General features: G+C 64.8%; 17 protein-coding genes. 15 read left to right on the top strand and 2 right to left on the bottom strand.

Going from position 1 to position 17,897, the window contains the following annotated elements:
* Nucleotides 1-216: 216 nt before the first annotated feature.
* Complete coding sequence (bshB1, locus tag JW958_05095; protein ID MBN1825624.1) at nucleotides 217-930, bottom strand: bacillithiol biosynthesis deacetylase BshB1; 714 nt, start codon at nucleotides 928-930, stop codon at nucleotides 217-219.
* Between the two features lie 369 nt (nucleotides 931-1,299).
* Between bshB1 and JW958_05100 the strand changes: the two genes are divergently transcribed.
* From JW958_05100 to JW958_05160, 13 genes are all read left to right on the top strand, one after another.
* On the top strand, nucleotides 1,300-2,385 hold the full coding sequence (locus JW958_05100) for an AAA family ATPase (protein ID MBN1825625.1): 1,086 nt from the start codon (nucleotides 1,300-1,302) through the stop codon (nucleotides 2,383-2,385).
* Nucleotides 2,386-2,432: 47 nt separating this feature from the next.
* The gene (locus tag JW958_05105; GenBank protein ID MBN1825626.1) at nucleotides 2,433-3,107 is read left to right on the top strand and encodes a hypothetical protein; all 675 of its coding nucleotides are present in this window, start codon (nucleotides 2,433-2,435) and stop codon (nucleotides 3,105-3,107) included.
* Between the two features lie 11 nt (nucleotides 3,108-3,118).
* Entirely contained in the window at nucleotides 3,119-3,691 is a 573-nt protein-coding gene (locus tag JW958_05110; protein MBN1825627.1) for a hypothetical protein, read from the top strand.
* Nucleotides 3,688-3,921, top strand: a complete 234-nt coding sequence (locus tag JW958_05115; GenBank protein MBN1825628.1) for a hypothetical protein — start codon at nucleotides 3,688-3,690, stop codon at nucleotides 3,919-3,921. Before JW958_05110 ends, JW958_05115 begins: the two co-directional genes overlap by 4 nt.
* A gap of 203 nt (nucleotides 3,922-4,124) precedes the next feature.
* On the top strand, nucleotides 4,125-6,251 hold the full coding sequence (locus JW958_05120) for a glycosyltransferase family 39 protein (protein MBN1825629.1): 2,127 nt from the start codon (nucleotides 4,125-4,127) through the stop codon (nucleotides 6,249-6,251).
* A 371-nt stretch (nucleotides 6,252-6,622) separates the two neighbouring features.
* Nucleotides 6,623-6,826 (top strand): hypothetical protein, encoded by a 204-nt coding sequence (locus JW958_05125; protein MBN1825630.1) that lies wholly within the window; start codon nucleotides 6,623-6,625, stop codon nucleotides 6,824-6,826.
* Between the two features lie 233 nt (nucleotides 6,827-7,059).
* Nucleotides 7,060-7,308, top strand: a complete 249-nt coding sequence (locus JW958_05130) for a hypothetical protein (GenBank protein ID MBN1825631.1) — start codon at nucleotides 7,060-7,062, stop codon at nucleotides 7,306-7,308.
* A gap of 85 nt (nucleotides 7,309-7,393) precedes the next feature.
* Nucleotides 7,394-10,348 (top strand): sigma 54-interacting transcriptional regulator, encoded by a 2,955-nt coding sequence (locus JW958_05135; GenBank protein MBN1825632.1) that lies wholly within the window; start codon nucleotides 7,394-7,396, stop codon nucleotides 10,346-10,348.
* A gap of 201 nt (nucleotides 10,349-10,549) precedes the next feature.
* Nucleotides 10,550-10,972: an archease gene (locus JW958_05140; protein ID MBN1825633.1), complete on the top strand. Its 423-nt coding sequence runs from the start codon at nucleotides 10,550-10,552 to the stop codon at nucleotides 10,970-10,972.
* A 20-nt stretch (nucleotides 10,973-10,992) separates the two neighbouring features.
* A complete protein-coding gene (locus tag JW958_05145; GenBank protein ID MBN1825634.1) occupies nucleotides 10,993-12,408 on the top strand; it encodes an RtcB family protein in 1,416 nt (471 codons plus the stop codon).
* Nucleotides 12,405-13,196: a ubiquinone/menaquinone biosynthesis methyltransferase gene (locus JW958_05150; GenBank protein MBN1825635.1), complete on the top strand. Its 792-nt coding sequence runs from the start codon at nucleotides 12,405-12,407 to the stop codon at nucleotides 13,194-13,196. Before JW958_05145 ends, JW958_05150 begins: the two co-directional genes overlap by 4 nt.
* Nucleotides 13,197-13,357: 161 nt before the next feature.
* Nucleotides 13,358-13,513, top strand: a complete 156-nt coding sequence (locus JW958_05155; protein MBN1825636.1) for a hypothetical protein — start codon at nucleotides 13,358-13,360, stop codon at nucleotides 13,511-13,513.
* A gap of 21 nt (nucleotides 13,514-13,534) precedes the next feature.
* Nucleotides 13,535-14,782, top strand: coding sequence for a hypothetical protein (locus JW958_05160; protein ID MBN1825637.1), 1,248 nt, complete (start codon nucleotides 13,535-13,537; stop codon nucleotides 14,780-14,782).
* A gap of 117 nt (nucleotides 14,783-14,899) precedes the next feature.
* Here the strand turns inward: JW958_05160 and JW958_05165 are convergent, their stop codons facing one another.
* Complete coding sequence (locus tag JW958_05165) at nucleotides 14,900-15,910, bottom strand: right-handed parallel beta-helix repeat-containing protein (protein ID MBN1825638.1); 1,011 nt, start codon at nucleotides 15,908-15,910, stop codon at nucleotides 14,900-14,902.
* A 352-nt stretch (nucleotides 15,911-16,262) separates the two neighbouring features.
* Between JW958_05165 and JW958_05170 the strand changes: the two genes are divergently transcribed.
* Together JW958_05170 and JW958_05175 are read left to right on the top strand one after the other, a co-directional pair.
* Entirely contained in the window at nucleotides 16,263-16,700 is a 438-nt protein-coding gene (locus JW958_05170) for an Hsp20/alpha crystallin family protein (GenBank protein MBN1825639.1), read from the top strand.
* A 146-nt stretch (nucleotides 16,701-16,846) separates the two neighbouring features.
* On the top strand, nucleotides 16,847-17,845 hold the full coding sequence (locus tag JW958_05175) for a hypothetical protein (protein ID MBN1825640.1): 999 nt from the start codon (nucleotides 16,847-16,849) through the stop codon (nucleotides 17,843-17,845).
* Nucleotides 17,846-17,897: the final 52 nt, after the last annotated feature.

Consider the following 17,897-nt stretch of genomic DNA (forward strand, 5'->3'; position numbering starts at 1 on the left):
GCGAGTCGAGACGGCCCCGAGAGGGAGCCCGGCGGCGGAAGGGAGGTCGCCCGCCCCTTCTCCTCGAAGGATCACGCCGTCCGTCCGAAGAGGAGGCGGAGAGGATAGCGGGTGAGGTTTAGGGTGAGGGTGCCTTTCCTTCCATCCCCGGTCTCCCTTCGGGGCACGGAGTGCATTCCTCTCCCGCTTGCGGGAGAGGCTGGGAGCACCGCTTGCTTATAGAGACCGCCCCTCGACGGCGAGAAGAGTGCGGACGAGAAGGGGGCTTTCCGTGCGGTAGGGCTCGCCGAAGGGGACCTGAACGAGGGCGCCGTATGCGCGGCAACGGAAGGTGATCTGCTCGAACAGGTCGTCTTTTCCGTTGGAAAGGATGTCCCCCGCCTCGAGAGCTCCTTCGAACTGAGAGCGGTAGGCGCGGATCGCCCGCATTTTCGTTTCGAAAACGCCGGTGATGTCCAACAAGAGGTTCGGGGGGACGTTCTGAAAGGAGACCGCCTCCAGAATGCGGCGGGGCCTGTGAGGGGCGCCGCTCCCGAGACGGGCCAGGCCGGCGGAGTACGCCGCCGCGCGGGAAAGATCCGCGGCGGCGTGATGATCCGGGTTGCGGCCGCCGCGGTGCTGGATCAGCAGCGTGTCCGGTCGAAGGGCTCGGATCCTCTCCGCCAAACGCATGCGGCTTTCCCGGTCCGCTTCGATTCCTCCGTCCGGAAGACCGAGATTTTCCCTGTGGACGAGGCCCAGAATCGCCGCGGCCTCCTCCGCCTCCTTCGCCCGCGAGGAGGCGCTCCCCCGCGTTCCCGACTCCCCGGCGGCGAGGTCGATCACGCCGGCGCGCATGCCGTCGAATGCCGCCGCGGCGAGCGCCCCTCCCATGAGAAGCTCCGCGTCGTCCGGATGGGCGGCCACGGCGAGCAGGTGTAGAGGCTCCATCTCCCTCGATTCCTCCCGAAGCGAGGCTATCCCCTCGGCGCGGCTCCGTCAAGGAGGAGGCGCCATCGCGCGGCTTTCGGTTCATTTAGTTCATGTCATAAGCGATTAGGAGGCGCTCCCCGGAGCGTTTTTTGCTTGACTTTCGTGATTGCGTGTTAATAGTTTGGCGTGACGCAAGTTGCGTTGTGAATGGACCGGGGAATCGACGGCGGAGGGAGGCGCACATGCTCGGTCTCCGCTCGGGAACGGCCTTTCGGGCCGGATAACCGGGGATGGGGGTGCGGGTATCTCTTTCCCCGTTTTTTCTTGCCCGGCAGGGGCGCGATTTCGGGCGGTTCGATCCTGTGACTCGCCGTGGAGGAGGCAGGGATGAACGTTATCTGTATCGCCAATCAGAAGGGGGGATGCGGCAAGACGACGACGGCGGTCAACCTCGCCTGGGCGTTCGCCGAGCTGAATCTCTCCGTGCTTCTCGTCGACATGGATCCTCAGGGCCATTCCTCTCTCGCGTACGGCTATGACACGGATCTGCTGGACCGCACGATCCGCGACACGCTGACGAGGCCCGGGCGGCGCTTGCCGGAAGTGCTTCTTCCCTTCTCGGACAACCTGGACTTGGCGCCGGCCAATCTGGCCCTCGCCTCGCTCGAACAGGAACTCGCCGGGGAACCCGAGCGGGAGAAACGGCTGCAGATCGCGCTCTCCACGGCGACCCGGACATACGACCGGGTCGTCATCGACTGCCCGCCCAACCTCGGTTTTCTGACCATCAACGCCCTGGTCGCCTCGGACGAGGCGATCATTCCGATCGAAAGTTCCAGCTTCTCCCTGCAAGGATTGGAGCGGCTGCTCGACACGGTGGAGATGGTGGAACGCAACACGGGGCGGCGGATCCTCTGCCGCGCCCTGGCGAACGTATACGACGGGCGCACCCGCTATGCCCGGCGGTTCCAGCGCGAATTGCAGGACCGGTTCATGGACCGCCTCCTCGAGACGTCGATCCGGCAGTCGGTGATCGTCAAGGACGCCGCCGCCCGTGGTCTTCCCGTGGGGCGCACCCACACCCACAGCAAGGTCCATCACGATTACCTCGCCCTCGCCACGGAGATCCTGGAGAGCACGCCGGTGGTGGAGGTGGAGGACCTGCCTGTTTGGGAGGAGAAGCTTTTCGGCCCCGCGGTGCGCGGCGACGAGGTGATTTTTCGTCTCGAGGCTCCGCACGCGCGAGAGGTGCGGGTGGCGGGCGAATGGAACGGTTGGAATCCGGATGAAGGCGTGATGACGCAGGACCCGATCAGCGGCGTGTGGATTCTTCGTGCGAGGATTCCGGAGGGGCGCCACCAATACCGGTTCATCGTGGACGGGGCTTGGATCGAGGACCCGGAGAACGAAGACCACGATTTCGGCGCCGAGGGGTTCCGGAATTCGGTGGTCCAAATCGAAGAGGTCGGATGACGGGGGAGACGAACGCCGACGCGAAGGACGGCGGACGGAGGGGCCGGATGGAACGGCTCTCGCGTATCTACTTCTCCGAAAGCGGGGCGGCGGCGGAGGGGGGGGAATCCCCGCCGGCGCCGGTCGCATTCGTCCCCGTCCTGAACGGAGCGGGAAACGGCGGGGAAGTCGCCGTCGAATCGATCCGCCGCTGCCTGGATCGAGAGGGAGTCTCCTCCCTGCTCGCCGATTTCGACGGAGAGGCGTACCGCCTCCGCGGCGGAAACGGTACCGGCCTGGACGGCCCCGCGCTTCTCGACCGCCTGCGCGCCGAGAGCGACCTCGCCGTGTTCTTCCTGATCCTTTCCGCCGAGCCGGAGGAGCGGGGCCTTCGCCTCCTCTGCCGGGGGGATATATCGCTGTTGCTCGTCGACAGCGAGGTGCCCTCACTCAAGGCCGCCTATCTTGTTCTGAAACGCCTGAACGCCATCGAACGGGGAACCATGCCCGCCCTTCTTTCCGTGAGCCCCCGACGGAGCGCCTGGGACGGTCTGGCGCACCGGCGGCTCGCCGAGGCGGCGGAGCGTTTTCTCCATCGGCGCGTCGCGGTTTGGGACGCCGAGGGACCGGATCGCACCGCCGCGCGCATCGCCGACGGTCTCCGGCGGATGCGGTCCCGCAAGGAGAGAGGGGTGGACCCCCTTCTCCGCCGTATCGCCCCCCTGGTCGAGGGGGATGATTGAGGAAGAAGTCTTTGGGATTCGAAACGTTCATCGTGGCCGGCGAGGAGAGGATCGATCCGATCGCCTGGGCGGAGGAGAATCCCTCCCTCCTCGGCGAGGGTTTTCGATCGCTCTCCCGGCGCGTTCCCCTTCCCGGCGGGGACGTGATTCCCCTGCTCGGGGTGGAGGGCGGAGGCGCGCCGGCGGTGGTGATCGCCGTCGAGAACGAATCGGAGGCCTTTCTCCGCTTGGGGAGGGCGATCGCCTTTTTAAGGGAAAGGTCCGAATGGCTGCGGGAAGCCTTTCCGGACCGCGGCCTTCGCGAGGGGGCGCCGCCGCGCCCTTTCTTGATCGCCGCCGGATTCTCCCCTTCGTTCCGTGAGACGCTGGGGGCGGTGTTCGGCGACCGCCCCGTTCTCCTCGTTCTGCGCGCCCTGACCGGCGCCGATGGGCGGCGGCTACTCTTCTTGGAGCGTGCCGCCGGCGGAGACGGCGGGGCGCCCGGCCGGGCGCAACCCGGCGATCTGACGGCGGAAGAGAGAGCATTCTTCCGCCGTCTGGAGGAGGAGCGCGATTCGCTCCTTCACCGGGAGGGAGTGGGATGATTTGGATCTGGCTCGTCCTACTTGCGGCCATCTACGTGGTGGTGGCTATCGTCGTCGGTAAGATGTGCGCCATCAACTCCCGCTGGGAAAAGAGCGTGGACGGCGTGGAGCCGGGATCTTCGGTGAACGGTCTCGGTTCCCGCGGATCCCTGATCGCGAAGAGGGAATTCGATCTGCTCCCCGCCGAGGGGATCGACGGGCAGGGGGGCGCGGCCTCGGAAAAGAGGTGACGCGGGTCCGCCGACCTCCCCTGTTCTCCGCGCGATTTCCCCGATCCCCCGGCCGCAACCCGCGTTCTCTCCCCCGGACATCGCCGCGCCGCCCTTCCCCGCCCGCCATCGCCGGACCGGTCTTCGACCGCGCGCCCTTGGACGTGCGGGAGGCGCTCGGCTAGAATGGAGGGGTGTCCATCCCTTCTCGAGGAGCGGTCCCTTTGAAGCGTCTTCTCCGGAATCCGGTTTTCCTCTGCCTCGCCGTGACAGCCCTCGCGGCGGTCCTCCGCTTTCACGACTTGGGCTGGGGTTTCCCCGATATTTACGAAGAGGGGACGGTGGTCCGGAAAGCCTGGGGGTTCTGGGCTTGGGACCGGGACGGTTTTGACTTCAACCCCCGCTTCTTCAACTATCCGACTTTGTATTTCTACGTGCAGTTCGGCGCCCAGGCGGCGATCCGCGCCTGGGGAGAGGTCACAGGCGCGCTCCCCGACGCGGAGGCGTTCCGCGCCGCGTATTATCTTCACCCCGGACTCTTCTACGGGACCGGTCGAGCGGTCACGGCCCTTCTCGGATCGGCGACCGTGACGCTCCTCTTCCTGATCGGATGGCGGATCGGCGGGGCGCGGGTCGCCGTCCCCGCGGCGCTCTTCCTCGCCCTTCACGCGCTCCACGTTCACAAGTCGCGCTTCGTCGAGGTGGACGTGGCGATGACTTTTTTCGTCGCACTATCCTCCTGGGCGTCGCTCCGATATTTGCGGGAAGGCCGTCTCAGGGACGGAATCGTCGCGGGCGCGGCGGCGGGGCTCGCCGCGGCGACCAAGTACCCGGCGGCGGTATTTTTAATCCAACCGGTGTGGGCATGGGCGCTCCGCCGGGAGAGGGGGAGCGCCGCCGTCCCGGTTCTGGCCGTCACTACGGCCGGTGCCGCTTTTCTTCTCGCGAGTCCTTACGTGCTCCTCGACTGGCCCGGATTTCTGCGCGATTTCGGCGCGGAGAGGCTCCACATGCGCGCCGGGCACTTCGGCGGCGTCGCCGGAGGATTCCTCGGCGCGGCGCGTCACTTCACCGGCGGATTCGAGCCCCCGCTGGCGTTGGTCGCCGCGGCCGGCGCGGTTCTGGCCGCCGTGCGTCCGCGCGGAGACGAGCGGCTCTTCTGGCCCGCGCCGTTCCTGCTCTTCCTCTTGCTCGCCCTCTCCCGGATGCAGGCGCCGCACTATCCGTTGCCGGCCGCGCCCGCCCTCGCCCTGCTCGCCGCGGTGGCGTTGGACAGGGCTTTTTCGGGAGGGAAGGGGCGGAGGCGCCTCCTCGTGGCGGCGACGATCCTGCTCCTGATCCTTCCCGCCCGGAGGATCACCGCCGAGGAGACGGCGCGGCGGAGGGGGGACACGCGTGCGCGTGCGCGGGAGTGGGTGGAACGGCACGTCCCCGCCGGCGCCCTCGTGCTCATGGAGCCGTACGGCCCACAACTTTTTACATCGGAAACGAGAGACCGGTACGCGGGGGATTCCTCCTTCGCGGACATCCGGGAGCTTCTTCTCGATGGGACCTCCTCCCGCCCCTGGTACCGCGCCGTTACCCTCCCTTCCTTCTCCATCGACGTGGACCGATCCGAGCGGTTCTACGAATTCACTCCCTATCAGTGGTTCGAATACGTCGTCCTCAGCGCCGACATCTACGAGCGATACCTGGGCGATCCGGAGCGTTTTCCGGCGCAGAATCGTTTCTATCGCCTGGTGAAGGAACGCTACGACCTGGCCGCGCGATTCGACCCGGAGGGGGGTACCGGTCCGACGATTCTCGTCTACCGTCCGTCCGCCCCTCCTCCGTCTCCCCTGGAGGTTCGCCTGGGGGAGGGGGCGTCCCGGGACGAGCGTTGCCTTCTCTTTCTGCGAAGCGTGGGGAAACTGTACGAGGAGAGGGGATGGGCCGATCCGGCGCTCCGGGTGTACGAGGCGATTCTGCGCGAGCGGCCGGATGATCCGGAAGTCCTCTTCTATCTGGGGTTTCTGCTGGGAGGGTCGGGGGATCCGGAGGGGGGGATCGTCTATTTGCGGCGGAGCCTCGATGTGGATCCCGCGAACCGCCAGGTTCGGATGAATCTCGGGGTTCTCCTCTGTATGGCAGGCCGGCTCGACGAGGGAATCGCCCTCTTTCATGCCATGCTCGGGGAGAGGGAGGCGGACCCGGAGGTGCACGGAAACCTCGCTTCGGCGCTCCTCTCCGCGGGGGACGGCGCGGGCGCGGAACGCCATTTCCGTCGTTTTCTGGAGATTGCGCCCTCTCACCCGCGGGCCGCGGAGATCCGCCGTTTCCTTCGGGAGCGCGCGCAAGGGTCTCCCCGGTAACATGTTCGCCGTACCTCCCCAAAGCCGCTCGCCATGGGAGAACGAATCTGCTATACTAGAGACACTAAGGCCGACGCCCACTCGAATATCATCCCCTTTTCCGACCGAATCGGTTTCGCCCTCTCGTCCCCTCTTTTGTTGAGCGGAGAGAGCGGGAGCCTCATGCGCGCGGTCGGGAGCTTCGGGATCGAACCGCGAAGAAGCTGTCCGCGTTCCCCGCTTGATCATTCGGTGGCAGGTTCCCCCTGCCCTTACGGGTCCGTCCCCGCGCCTTCCTTCGCGCCGGGGCGGAGTCCGGAGCGAGGAGGGGGAAACCCTTCCGCCCCGTCACATGAAACCTTCCGGACAGAAAGGAGAGCGGCGTAAATGACATGAAAGTGACGATTATCATTTTGGTCCTCGGCGTCTATCTTGTTCTGGCTTTTGTGATTGCGCGTCTCTGCGCCGTGAACGCCGGATGGGAGAAGATCGCCAGGGTAATCCCGGGCAACGGAGAACGCGGCCGGAACGGTTTGGAAAACGGTTCGGCCGGTCCGGAAGCCGATTTCCCGGGCGCGGCGAAAACGCACAGCTAGGAGGTGTTCCCGGAATCTTGCTAACGCTTTGTTTTTGAGTCGATAAGGACTGATCGGACCCCGGCCGGACCGGTCGGGCACATAGGCGCGGAACCGGAGAGCGGTTCCACGTTCCCCGGTTTCGCGCGTTCCGGATCCATGCGTCCCCTTGACAGGGCAACTTGTTGCTGTATAATGAAATCATAAGGGGTGGACCCCGGATAAACCCGTTCTGTCCTCGGAAAGGAGAGACCATGTCTCGGCAGCTATGGGCTCGATTGCTTCTCCTCGTCGTCCTGGTCGCTTTTACGGCGACTTGGGTCCTCGCGGAGGACGAGCATCCCGATCCTCGTCCGATCACGCCGATGGAAGTCGATCCGGACGGCTTGGAAGGGTTGCACGCACCGACCGGCACCCACACAGCGGAAGCCGCCGTCGATGTGAATCACTGGTTTGTGTTTCTGCGTGTTCTGCTCCACCAGGCCTGGATAATCGGCCTCTAAAGGACACGAACGCGACGCGATTCTCGTCGACCGTGGCCCACGGAATACGGAAGTCGGAGAATCCGCGGAGCGCAAGGGGGCGGGCATGCAGGGCGACGATCGTCTCGATCAGGTCATGAAAGCCATCCGCAGAGCGGAAGCGGACGGCGACGCTCGCGCCGAATACGGTCTCCTCGAAAGCCTCGGCGATATTTACCTCGCGTCGGACAACTACGAACTCGCCCTCTCCCAGTTCGAGAGAATCCAAAACAACGGCCAGTGGTTCTCGTCGTCCCACGTTCACCGCGCGCGGATCTGCTACAAATCCGCGAAAGCCCATCTCGGTTTGGGAGTCCTGGAAACGGCCCTTCGTCTCGTCGCCCGCGCCGAGCGTCTTCTCGAAGGGGAAGAAGAACCGGTGCTGCTCGGCCGGATCTTTTCCCTCGGCGGTCAGGTCAATCGGAGGATCGGGAATCACCAAGACGCGCTCGCCTATTCGCTGCGCGCCCTCGACATGCTGCGCCACTCCAAGGAGAACCGCGAGGTCGCGTTCGTCCAACTGACCTGCGGTTCCATCTTCCTGCGGCAGGGTAACTACAGGGAAGCCCTCCGCTACTTCTCCGATTCTCTCGCCACCTATCGGCGCATCGACGATGACGAGGGAATCGCGAAGGCCTATAACAACATCGGCGTGGCCAGCAAAAACCTCTGCCAGTGGGAGAACGCCACCGACGCGCTTTCCCGGGCGATCGAGATCGATCATCGCCTCGGAAACTACGCCGGTGTCGCCCTCCGGTCGCTGAACCTGGGATTGATCCGGTATCAGACCGGCGATTGGGATGGCGCGACGGAGAGGATCGAGGAGAGCCTGCAGATGTTTCGGGGGGTCAAAGACGCCCTGGGCGTCACGCTCTGCTCGCTGGCGCTGGCGAGAATCGCCCGTCACGAGAGGCGTTGGGTGGAGGCCAAACGTTCGCTGCTCGAAGCGCTTCGTCTCAGCAAACGCCACGGGTACCGCCGGGAAATCGCCGCCTCCTATGAGGAACTCGGAGCGCTCTATTTCTCGCGCGGGCAGCATCGGACCGCGCGCGCTTTCCTCGACCAGTCCCTGCAAGTCGCCCGGGAGATCTCGGAGCGGAACGACCACATCGCCGAGGTGAACCGCCGGCTCGCCGAGGAAGCGATCGCCGGAGGCCGCCTCGACGAGGCGACGGTTTTCGCGAAACGCGGCTTGAAGGCGGCGGTGGGGATCAGGGACAAGCGACTGATCGGGAGCGGCCTCCGCGTGCTCGCCATGGTGAAACGGAAGGCCGGAGAGACGAAGCTGGCTTCTTTCTACGCCGCCCGCAGCGTGAGCATTTTCGAGGCGTCGGGGATCCCCTTCGAGCTGGGGCGGTCCCTCCTCGAAGCGGCGGCGGTGGCCCGGCTGAACGACGACATCGGCACGGCCCGCTCCGACCTCTCCCGGGCGGAGGCGATTTTCCGGCGTCTCGGCGCGGACACCTATTCCTGCCGCGTGTTGATCGAGTTCGCCCGCCTGAAAACCCGCACCGATCGACTCGAGGACGCTCTGGTGCTTCTCCGGAAAGCGGCGCGTTTCGTCGATCGGGAGTACTCGGGCGGCGAGAGCGAGGAGATCCGCCGGCTGCGCGAGAGGATCGAGGAGCGCTTCGTCGAGCAGTCCCTCTGCACCTCGGACCGTTTCCTGGTCTTTCACGAATCGATGAACGGGGGGGTGAGCGTTCTCCCGCGGATTGCGGAGCAACTCGCCGCGGACGGCGCCTTCGTCTTCTCCCGCGACGAATCGGGCGCTTTCCGGATCGTGGAGAGCTTGAACGGGTCCGCCGACGAAGCTCTTCGCACGATCAGCCGAATCGGCGAGCGCTGGGGGCTTCCCGGCGACGTCCGTCCCCTGGTGTCCTTCGGCGAAACGGAGCGTTCCTTCCTCGTGGCGCCCGTGGGCGGGAGGAACGGAACCGGGCTGGTCGTGGAACGCCGGGCGGGGAACCAGCGGGGACTCTTCGACCGCCGGGACCTCGGCTTCCTTCTCGCGCTCGCACGGAACCTGCGCATCGCGCTTCCGGCGGAGTCCGTCGCCGCGAACCCCGAGGACAAGGGCTTCGAGGGCGTGATCTCCCGCAGCGAAAAGATGAAGAAAATCGTCGACATGCTCCGGAAGATCTCGGGCATGAACGCGACGATCCTCCTCCAGGGGGAGACCGGGACCGGCAAGGGGCTCCTGGCCTACGAGATCTCCAAGGGGAACAACGCCCCCTTCGTCACCATCAATTGCGCCGACCTCACCGAATCGATTCTGGAGAGCGAACTTTTCGGGCACGTGAAAAGCGCCTTCACCGGCGCCGCGGTCGCGAAGAAGGGGCTCTTCGAGGTGGCCGACGGCGGCACGGTCTTCATCGACGAGATCGACAAGACGAGCCGCAAGTTTCAGGAAAAGCTGCTCCGTGTCGTCGACCGACGCGAGTTCAAGCCGGTCGGTTCGGTCCGGCTCAAGCAGGTGGATTGCCGGATCATCGTCGCCTCCAATCGCGATCTGGGCGAGCTGGTCGAGAAGAGACGCTTCCTCAAGGATCTTTACTACAGGCTCAAAGTGATCTCCATCCACATTCCGCCTCTGCGGGAGCGCGCCGACGACGTGCCCCTCCTCGTGGAGCACTTTCTCGCCGATTTCTCCCGGGAGATGGACAAGAGGGACGTCCGCTTCTCCGAGGAAGCCGTCGATCTGCTTCGCGCCTATCACTGGCCCGGGAACGTACGGGATCTGCAAAACGAGGTGGAGCGGGCGGTGGCGCTGGCGACCAGCGGCGAGACCTTGGGGATCGACGCCCTCTCCGAGGAGTTGGTCGCCTTCGGTCGCTACGAGGTGACCACGCCCGTCACGGGTGAAAAGGCTCTCGCGCAGATGGTCGAGGAACTGGAGGGGCGTGTGATCCGCGACGCGCTCCGGCAGTACGACAACAACAAATCCCAGGTGGCCCGAATCCTGGGGCTCACCCGCAAGGGACTCCGCAACAAAATCCTCCGGTACGAGATCGACGGCTGACGTTCCGACTCCGTTTCGAAAGCGCGGGAAAGCAACATCCCCTCGTTCGTTTCTTGACGGGCGCGGCCGTTCGGCTTCGGCGCGCGACGACGCGCCCCCCTTCTCCGGGAGTGCGTGCGGCGCCCGAAGGGGATAAAATGCCACCGGCCCCGATGGGAGACGGCGCTGAGCTTTCCGCGGGGGCGGGAAGAGGGGGAGGCGTTGCCTGAACGCGCGACCGTCCGCTGGCTCCGACACGACGCGGATCTCCGGCTGCGTCTCCGCGCGCCCGATCCGGAATCCCTCTTCCTGGCGGCCGCCCGAGCCGTCGTCGCGGCGTCGGTGGAGGGGACGCTCTCGGGGACGGATCGCCGCCGCGTCGCGCTTTCCGAGCCGGACCGGGAGAGCCTCCTCGTCGCCTGGTTGAACGAGATCCTCTACCTCGTTTCGTCGGGCGGTTTTCTCCCCGCCGGCGTGGAAGGGTTGCGCCTCGGGGGGGGCGATCTCTCGGCCGAGCTGATCGGCGGGCCGCCCGACCCGTCGCGCCACCGCTTTCTTCGGGAGATCAAGGCGGCGACATTCCACGATCTTTCGGTCGTGAAGACCGGAAGCGTATGGTCGGCGACCGTTCTTTTTGACGTATAAAGGAGACCGTGATGGCCGATCTGGAGCGCATCGACGAGTTCCGCTGGCGATTGCGGCGATCCGGGAAGATGCGGGTGCCCGGCGTGATCTACGCCGACGGCAAGGGGCTCGAGCGAATCGAGCGGGACCGGAGCCTGGAGCAGGTGCGGAACGTAGCCCATCTCCCGGGCATCGTCCGCTGTTCCCTCGCCATGCCGGACATCCACTGGGGCTACGGTTTCCCGATCGGCGGGGTCGCCGCGATGGACGTCGAGGAGGGCGTGGTCTCGCCGGGGGGCGTTGGATACGACATCAACTGCGGTGTCCGGCTCGCCCGGACGAACCTGGACCGGGAGGATATCCTCGCCGGGGGGGATCGGCTCCTCTCCGCGCTTTTCAGCCGAATCCCGTGCGGTGTCGGCGGCGGCGGCGATTGGAAACTGAACGACCGGGAGATGCGGGACCTGCTCGAGCGCGGGGCGGGGTGGGCGGTGCGCCGCGGCTGCGGCTCGGCCGGAGACCTCCGGCGCACCGAGGAGGAAGGGTGTATGGGTGGCGCGGACCCGGACGCGGTGAGCGCCCGCGCGATCGACCGGGGGCGAACCCAGGTGGGGACCCTCGGCTCGGGAAACCACTTCGTCGAGGTGGGTTGGGTGGAGACGATCTACGACGAACGGACCGCCGCGGCCTTCGGTCTGCGGGAGGGGATGGCGACCCTCCTCATCCACTGCGGCTCCCGGGGGCTGGGGCACCAGGTGTGCGGCGACTCGCTCCAGGCGATGCAGCGCCGGAGCGGGGGAGAAACGATCGAGATTCCGGACCGCCAGCTCGCCTGCGTGCCGATTCGCTCGTCGGCGGGACGGCGCTACCTGAGCGCCATGGCGGCGGCGGCGAACTACGGCTGGGCGAACCGCCAGGTCCTCCTGCACATGGCCCGCGAGGTTTTCGACGGCGTCTTCCCGGGCTCACGCCTCGATCTCCTCTATGACGTCTCCCATAACATCGCCAAGACGGAGACCCACCGCGTGAAAGGGAACGAGTGGCGCCTACTGGTGCATCGCAAAGGGGCGACGCGCGCCTTCCCCGCCAGCCACCGGGACGTGCCGGAGGAGTACCGCGCCGTCGGTCAACCGGTGCTCATCCCCGGCGACATGGGAACCGCCTCCTACGTCCTCGTCGGGACGGAACGGGCGATGGAGGAGACCTTCGGCAGCACCTGCCACGGCGCCGGGCGGGTCAAGAGCCGTTCGCAGGCGAAGAAAGGGATCGGATTGGAGCGGTTGGAGAGGGAATTGGCCGAGGCGGGGGTGCGTTACCGCGCCCGATCACTGAAGACGTTGGTCGAGGAGGCGCCCTCCGCGTACAAGGAAGTGGACGGGGTGGTGCGCGTCGTCCACGGCGCCGGTATCGCCCGCAAGGTGGCCCGGCTCCGCCCGCTTCTGGTGATGAAGGGATGAGGGGGCGGGGGGGCGATTGGGCGGAAAAGGGGTCGCCCGGACCGGAGCGTCCGGTTCTCCCGCCCGGCACGAAGGGGGAATCGGTTCCGGAGAGGCGCGCCGCGACTCGGCGGATGTTCGACGGAGTGAGCGGGCGTTACGACGCCCTGAACCGGGTCCTCTCCCTCGGGCTGGACCGGACGTGGCGGCGGCGGGTGGTCCGGTCGCTCGGTCTGGGTCGCGGCGATCGCTTTTTGGACGTGGCCTGCGGTACGGCGGACCTCGCGCTCGCGGCGGCCGAAGCGGCGCCGGAGGGGATCGTGGTGGGCGTCGATTTTTCGGCGCCCATGCTCCGCATCGCCCGCCGGAAGGCGGCCCGTCGCCGCACGACGGCCCGCATGGCTCTCGGCGCGGCGGAATCGCTCCCCTTCCGGGGGGGCTCCTTCGCCGCAGCCGGGATCGCTTTCGGTGTCCGCAACGTGCCGGACCGCGCCGCCGCGCTTCGCGAGATGGCCCGGGCGGTCCGTCCGGGAGGGCGTGTGGCGGTGCTCGAGTTCATCGAGGTGGACGGCGGTTTCCTGGATCGTATCGCCGGCTGGTACCTCCGCCGTCTTCTGCCGCGGATCGGCGGCCTCCTTTCCGATCGCTCGGCCTACGAGTATCTGACCCGTTCTGTGGAAGCGTTCCCCCCGCCGGATCGTTTTCTCGAGGAGATGAGAGGGGCCGGGCTACTCGGGGCGGAGGCGCGAAGGCTGCCGCCGGCGCCGGTTTGGCTGTTCACGGGAACCGTTCCGCCGGCCGACGGGTAGGAGAGTGGAGCGCTCGCTCAGAGGCCGGGAGGCGTTGTCGTCCCGGCTTTCCGGTGGTACTTTTGTCCGGAGCGTGTGCGCGTCCCGCCGCCCGCGGGGCGCCGCGGCGACCGTCCGGATCGACGGGATTTCAACACGATGCGAGCACGAGGTGGTCAAGGATGATTGGTAAGGACCGAGGATTATGGGTCGGACTCCTCGCTTTCCTCCTTCTCTCGACGCTGTCCGGGTGTTTCGAAACGGGAGAGAAGAGCTGGCGGAAGATCCGCATTTTCTATTCCAGCGACATGATCGGCGGCATCGAGCCGGTCGGGTGAAAGTCGAGCCGTAAAGGAGGCGTGGCCCGGCGGGCTGCCTACATCACCCGACTCGCGGAGAGCGACAGCGCTTCGACCCTGGTCTTGGACTGCGGGAACACGGTGGGTTCCGATTCCCGGCTCGAAAGAATCAAGGGGCAGTACCTTTTCGATGCCTACGGCATGATGGGAATGGACTGCTTCAACCTCGGCGGGAGCGATCTGCTTCTGGGACAGAACTGGCTTCTGGCTCAGGGGGAACGGACCGGAGTCCCGATCGTATCCGCCAACGTGTACTACGCGGACACCGGCGAACGATTCCTCGCGCCCTACATCATTAAAAGGATCGGCGGAAAACGCTTCCTCGGATTCGAGTGGGGCGGGCTGAAGGTGGGCATCTTCGGCGTCCTCATGATGGAGCAGGAGCTGGAGCCGCTCCCTTGGAACCGGGACGGCGGCGAAAAGCGGCTCATCATCAAGGACGCCGCCACGATCGGCCGGGAGATCGTGGAGGAGCTGGAGCCGAAAACGGACCTGATCGTCTGTCTCGCCCAGACCGGTTGGCTGCAGGCCCGGGCGATCGCGCGGAGCGTGTCCGGCATCGATGCGATGATCGTGGGCGGGGGCGCCAGCGTGAAAACCAAACCGTACATGGTGAACGGCATTCCTCTCGTGATGCCCGGACAGCAGGGAAAGTACCTGGGTGTTCTCGAGGTCTATCTCGACGGGAACCGCAAAGTGGAGGACATCCGGGGCCGCGTGAAGGCTCTGGACAACACGGTGTCCGAAGATCCGGACATGGCGGATCTGCTCGTTCGATACAACAAAGAGCTGCAGGACCGGGGCGGGGAGCTGGCGCCCGGAACGAGCGATCTCGAGGACGTCCGCTATGTAGGCGTCGAGGAGTGCCGCTCCTGTCACGCCGTCGAGTACGAGGACTGGAAAAGCACGTCTCACGCCCATACATACAACACCCTGGTGGGAGAGAACCAGGAGAAGAATCCGAACTGCCTGAAATGCCACACGACGGGATACGGGTTCTTTAACGGGTTTCACTCCGTCGAGAAGACGCCGGAGAGGATCAACGTGCAGTGCGAAGTCTGCCACGGCTACGGCATCGATCATGTGCAGTTCGAAAGGGAGGGGCATGTAGGCGAATGCGACCGGGACGCGAAACTCTCCTATCTGCTCGCGCCGGCGGAGGACCGCTGCATCGCCTGCCACGATTCCGAGCAGGACCCGACCTTCGACTATGAGAAGGATGTGAAGCTGGTCGATCATCGTCCCTGATCCGGGACCGCCGATCACGCTCGAATAACGAGAAGAGGCCCTCTCGACGGGAGAGGGCCTCTTCTCGTTTCCCGTTCTTGCGCGAGGGATTCGCCTGCGCCGGCCGGTTCGGCCGGATCAGTGGTCGCACCCCTTTCCCAAGGCGCCGATGACCCTTCCCCCGTCCGCATCGAGGCAGGGAGAGCCGGCGCGGACGCGGAAGTCTCCCCCCTTGGCGTCGCAGAAGAGGGGATCCACCGAGATGTCTCCGTTACCGCCCTCGATCCCGAGGTAGTCGCCCCCCTCGTTCTGGTAGATCAGGTTTCCTTCTACGGTGATCAGGTTGTCCCGCGATTCGATCTGAACACCGGAAATCCCCTCGTTGAAGGCGATGATATTCTTCTCGATCCGCAGGGCGCCCTGCTGGGCGAGCACGGCGCCGAATCCCTCTTTCCCCAGGTTCATGGCGATCGTGTTGTTCCGCACCTCGGCCACGTAAGCCACAGCGTAGCCGATCACGCCGAACCCGGTAGAGAGATTGTTGGTGATCGTGTTCCCCCGGATGTCGCAGCCGGAAAAGCTGATCGATATGGTCAGGCCGCCCGTGTTGTTCCGAATCCGGTTCTTCTCCAGAAGACCGCGTCCTCCGACGACGCCGATGGCGGACGCGGCTTCGCTCTCGTTTCTTTCGAAGGAACAGCCGGAAACGAGGAAATCGGAGCAGTTGCCGACCATCAGCCCGCCCCCCTCGTTGTCCGCCGTGTTATTGGCGAAGCGGCAGTCGAGCACTTCCACGTCGCTCTGCTGAACGGAGAGCCCGCCCCCGTTCCCCACGGTGTAACCCCTCTGCAGAGTGAGCCCCCGGAGAACGGTTCTGCCGGAGCGGAGGATCTCGATCACGATCCCTTTCTCGTTCCCGTCCAGGACGGTCTTCTCCGCCCCGCCCTCGCCGATCAGGTTGAGGGCGCCCTTCTCTTCGATCCTGATGTTCTCGAAGTAGTCGCCGGGGGCGATGAGAACCGTATCTCCTTCCGAACATGCGTCCACGGCCTCCTGGATCGACCCGAAATGTTCGGGGACCTTCAAGGAGGCGGCTTGAACGAACATCGGCGCTAGGCCGGCAAGCAGAACGATAGAGAAACGTCGCATCTCTTTTTCTCCTCAATTGATTCCGGGCTGAAACCCATAGATCCCACCATCCTGGCTCAGCTGGAGTTCCCCGGTCAAGAGAGAAACCGCCCCCCCCGATCCGGACAGCCATTATGACCCTCCTTGCATGCATCAATGGCAAAAAAGCGCCATAATGGCAGTGCTGCAAAAAGAGGGATTGAGGCCGCGCAAGGAAAAAATCTTGTATCTAACACGGAAACAACGATATGCGCGAAAGAGACGCGGGCGCTTTTTCTTGGCACGTTGCTTGTATATGTACAAGACCGGAACGAAGAAACATACGGAGCGCGGGCTCCGAAGAAAACGAGATACGAAAAAGGAGGATGAGACAATGAGACTGATGCAGTACGACCCGAATCTCGGAACGACGAACCTGTTCGACTGGATGAACGGCTTCTTCAGCGGCGGTCGGCCTGAGCAGAGGACCGCGAGCGAGACGCCCTGGGCTCCGCGGACCGACGTCATGGAGAAAGAGAACGACTACGAGATCACCATCGACCTGCCGGGGCTGGATAAGAAGGACATCAAGATTACGGTCCACGACGGGGTTCTGGAGGTGACCGGCGAGCGCAATCTGGAGAAGAGCGAGGATTCCAAGGGCTACCAGCGGATCGAGAGACTCTTCGGCTGCTTCCGGCGCTCCTTCCGGCTTCCGAAGGAAGTGCGGGCGGAAGAGATCGAAAGTACCTACGACAAAGGGGTTCTGGGCATCCGGATCCCCAAGGCCGAGGAGGCTCTTCCCAAACAGATCGAGGTCAAAGTGAAGTAACATAAGGGATTCGGCACCCGCGAAGCGAGGGGGAGGCGAAGAAGCCTCCCCCTCTTCGTTTCTCCCTTGACCCGAACCCCCCTTCGCATTGACACTTGTGAGAAATCTGGAGTATAGTTTCGCACGTCTGTAAGGGGGTCTGCTTCATGAGACGTGTTCTCTACCTGCTTGTCCTGATGGGACTTTTCGTTTTTCCGGCCTTCGCCGGGGTTCATCGACATCCACCCGCTCCCGATGATCTTTTCGATCCGGACCTAATTGAATTGGATCTGGATGCGATCATCGCGGAGAAAGAAAAGCTCTTCTCGGTAGCGTTCTATCTCGGTTCTTCGCAGAAGGATCTGTCGACGAGCGAAACCCAGGCGCGAAATATCGCCTCGGTGAAAACGGCCTATGACGCACTCGCCATAGGTTTTCAGGACGCCACCGGGATCGATATCTCCTGGCAGAATGATGCTTTCGAGGGGGTGCGCCCCGTCCTCGATTTCTACGGAAACTTTCGGTACAAACTACCCGAATCGGTGCGTCTCCCCGGTTTGGGAGGACGGATCGGTTTGCAAGCCTCCGCCGGCCGGACGGGAACCTCCGACCGCTTTTCCGAGAAGGGATTCGGGGCCGCCATCACCGACGAGGCTTACCAGTTCACCGGCGATTTCCTCTACTACATCCCCGGCGATCTCTCCCGTTTGAAGATCATACGGGGCGTCGAGCGGCGCGAGCTGTACGTCGGTTTCGGCATGGGCTACGTCTGGGGGAGGCATATCGTCGAGGTCTTCGCCCCCGATCTGACCCTCCAGGGGATCGGCACCAACTTTACTTATGAAGCGGATGGCAATGCCGTGATGTATCAGTTCCTCGTGGGTGGGGACGAGTACATCACCCCCTTCCTCTCGATCAGCTACCAGCTGAGCTACCGCCTGGTCGAGGTGGAAGATCTGAAATACAACGATGTCGACGAGATCCTGGATTCGCCGATCCTGATCGGCGAAGAGGAAACCGCCACGACCTGGGATCCTTGGTTCCCCGAGGACATGTGGCCTCCCCTGGACGGAAGCATCGAGTTCGGGTGGTCCGTGGGGGAGGATCCGATCAAGATCGATTTCAGCGGGGTGGGCTTCCAGATCGGCCTCCGTTACCACTTCTGATCGCCATTCTCGCGAAAAGATGTCCCCCGGGGCGCTTTCCGGCCCCCGGGGG

The organism is Candidatus Eisenbacteria bacterium (genome assembly GCA_016930695.1).
In the GTDB taxonomy this organism is placed as follows: Bacteria; Orphanbacterota; Orphanbacteria; order Orphanbacterales; family Orphanbacteraceae; genus JAFGGD01.

Coding starts and splice junctions, on each gene's coding strand:
- bshB1 (MBN1825624.1), bottom strand. CDS start 930: ATGGAGCCTCTACACCTGCTCGCCGTGGCCGCCCATCCGGACGACGCG.
- JW958_05100 (MBN1825625.1), top strand. CDS start 1,300: ATGAACGTTATCTGTATCGCCAATCAGAAGGGGGGATGCGGCAAGACG.
- JW958_05105 (MBN1825626.1), top strand. CDS start 2,433: ATGGAACGGCTCTCGCGTATCTACTTCTCCGAAAGCGGGGCGGCGGCG.
- JW958_05115 (MBN1825628.1), top strand. CDS start 3,688: ATGATTTGGATCTGGCTCGTCCTACTTGCGGCCATCTACGTGGTGGTG.
- JW958_05125 (MBN1825630.1), top strand. CDS start 6,623: ATGAAAGTGACGATTATCATTTTGGTCCTCGGCGTCTATCTTGTTCTG.
- JW958_05130 (MBN1825631.1), top strand. CDS start 7,060: ATGTCTCGGCAGCTATGGGCTCGATTGCTTCTCCTCGTCGTCCTGGTC.
- JW958_05135 (MBN1825632.1), top strand. CDS start 7,394: ATGCAGGGCGACGATCGTCTCGATCAGGTCATGAAAGCCATCCGCAGA.
- JW958_05150 (MBN1825635.1), top strand. CDS start 12,405: ATGAGGGGGCGGGGGGGCGATTGGGCGGAAAAGGGGTCGCCCGGACCG.
- JW958_05155 (MBN1825636.1), top strand. CDS start 13,358: ATGATTGGTAAGGACCGAGGATTATGGGTCGGACTCCTCGCTTTCCTC.
- JW958_05165 (MBN1825638.1), bottom strand. CDS start 15,910: ATGCGACGTTTCTCTATCGTTCTGCTTGCCGGCCTAGCGCCGATGTTC.
- JW958_05170 (MBN1825639.1), top strand. CDS start 16,263: ATGAGACTGATGCAGTACGACCCGAATCTCGGAACGACGAACCTGTTC.
- JW958_05175 (MBN1825640.1), top strand. CDS start 16,847: ATGAGACGTGTTCTCTACCTGCTTGTCCTGATGGGACTTTTCGTTTTT.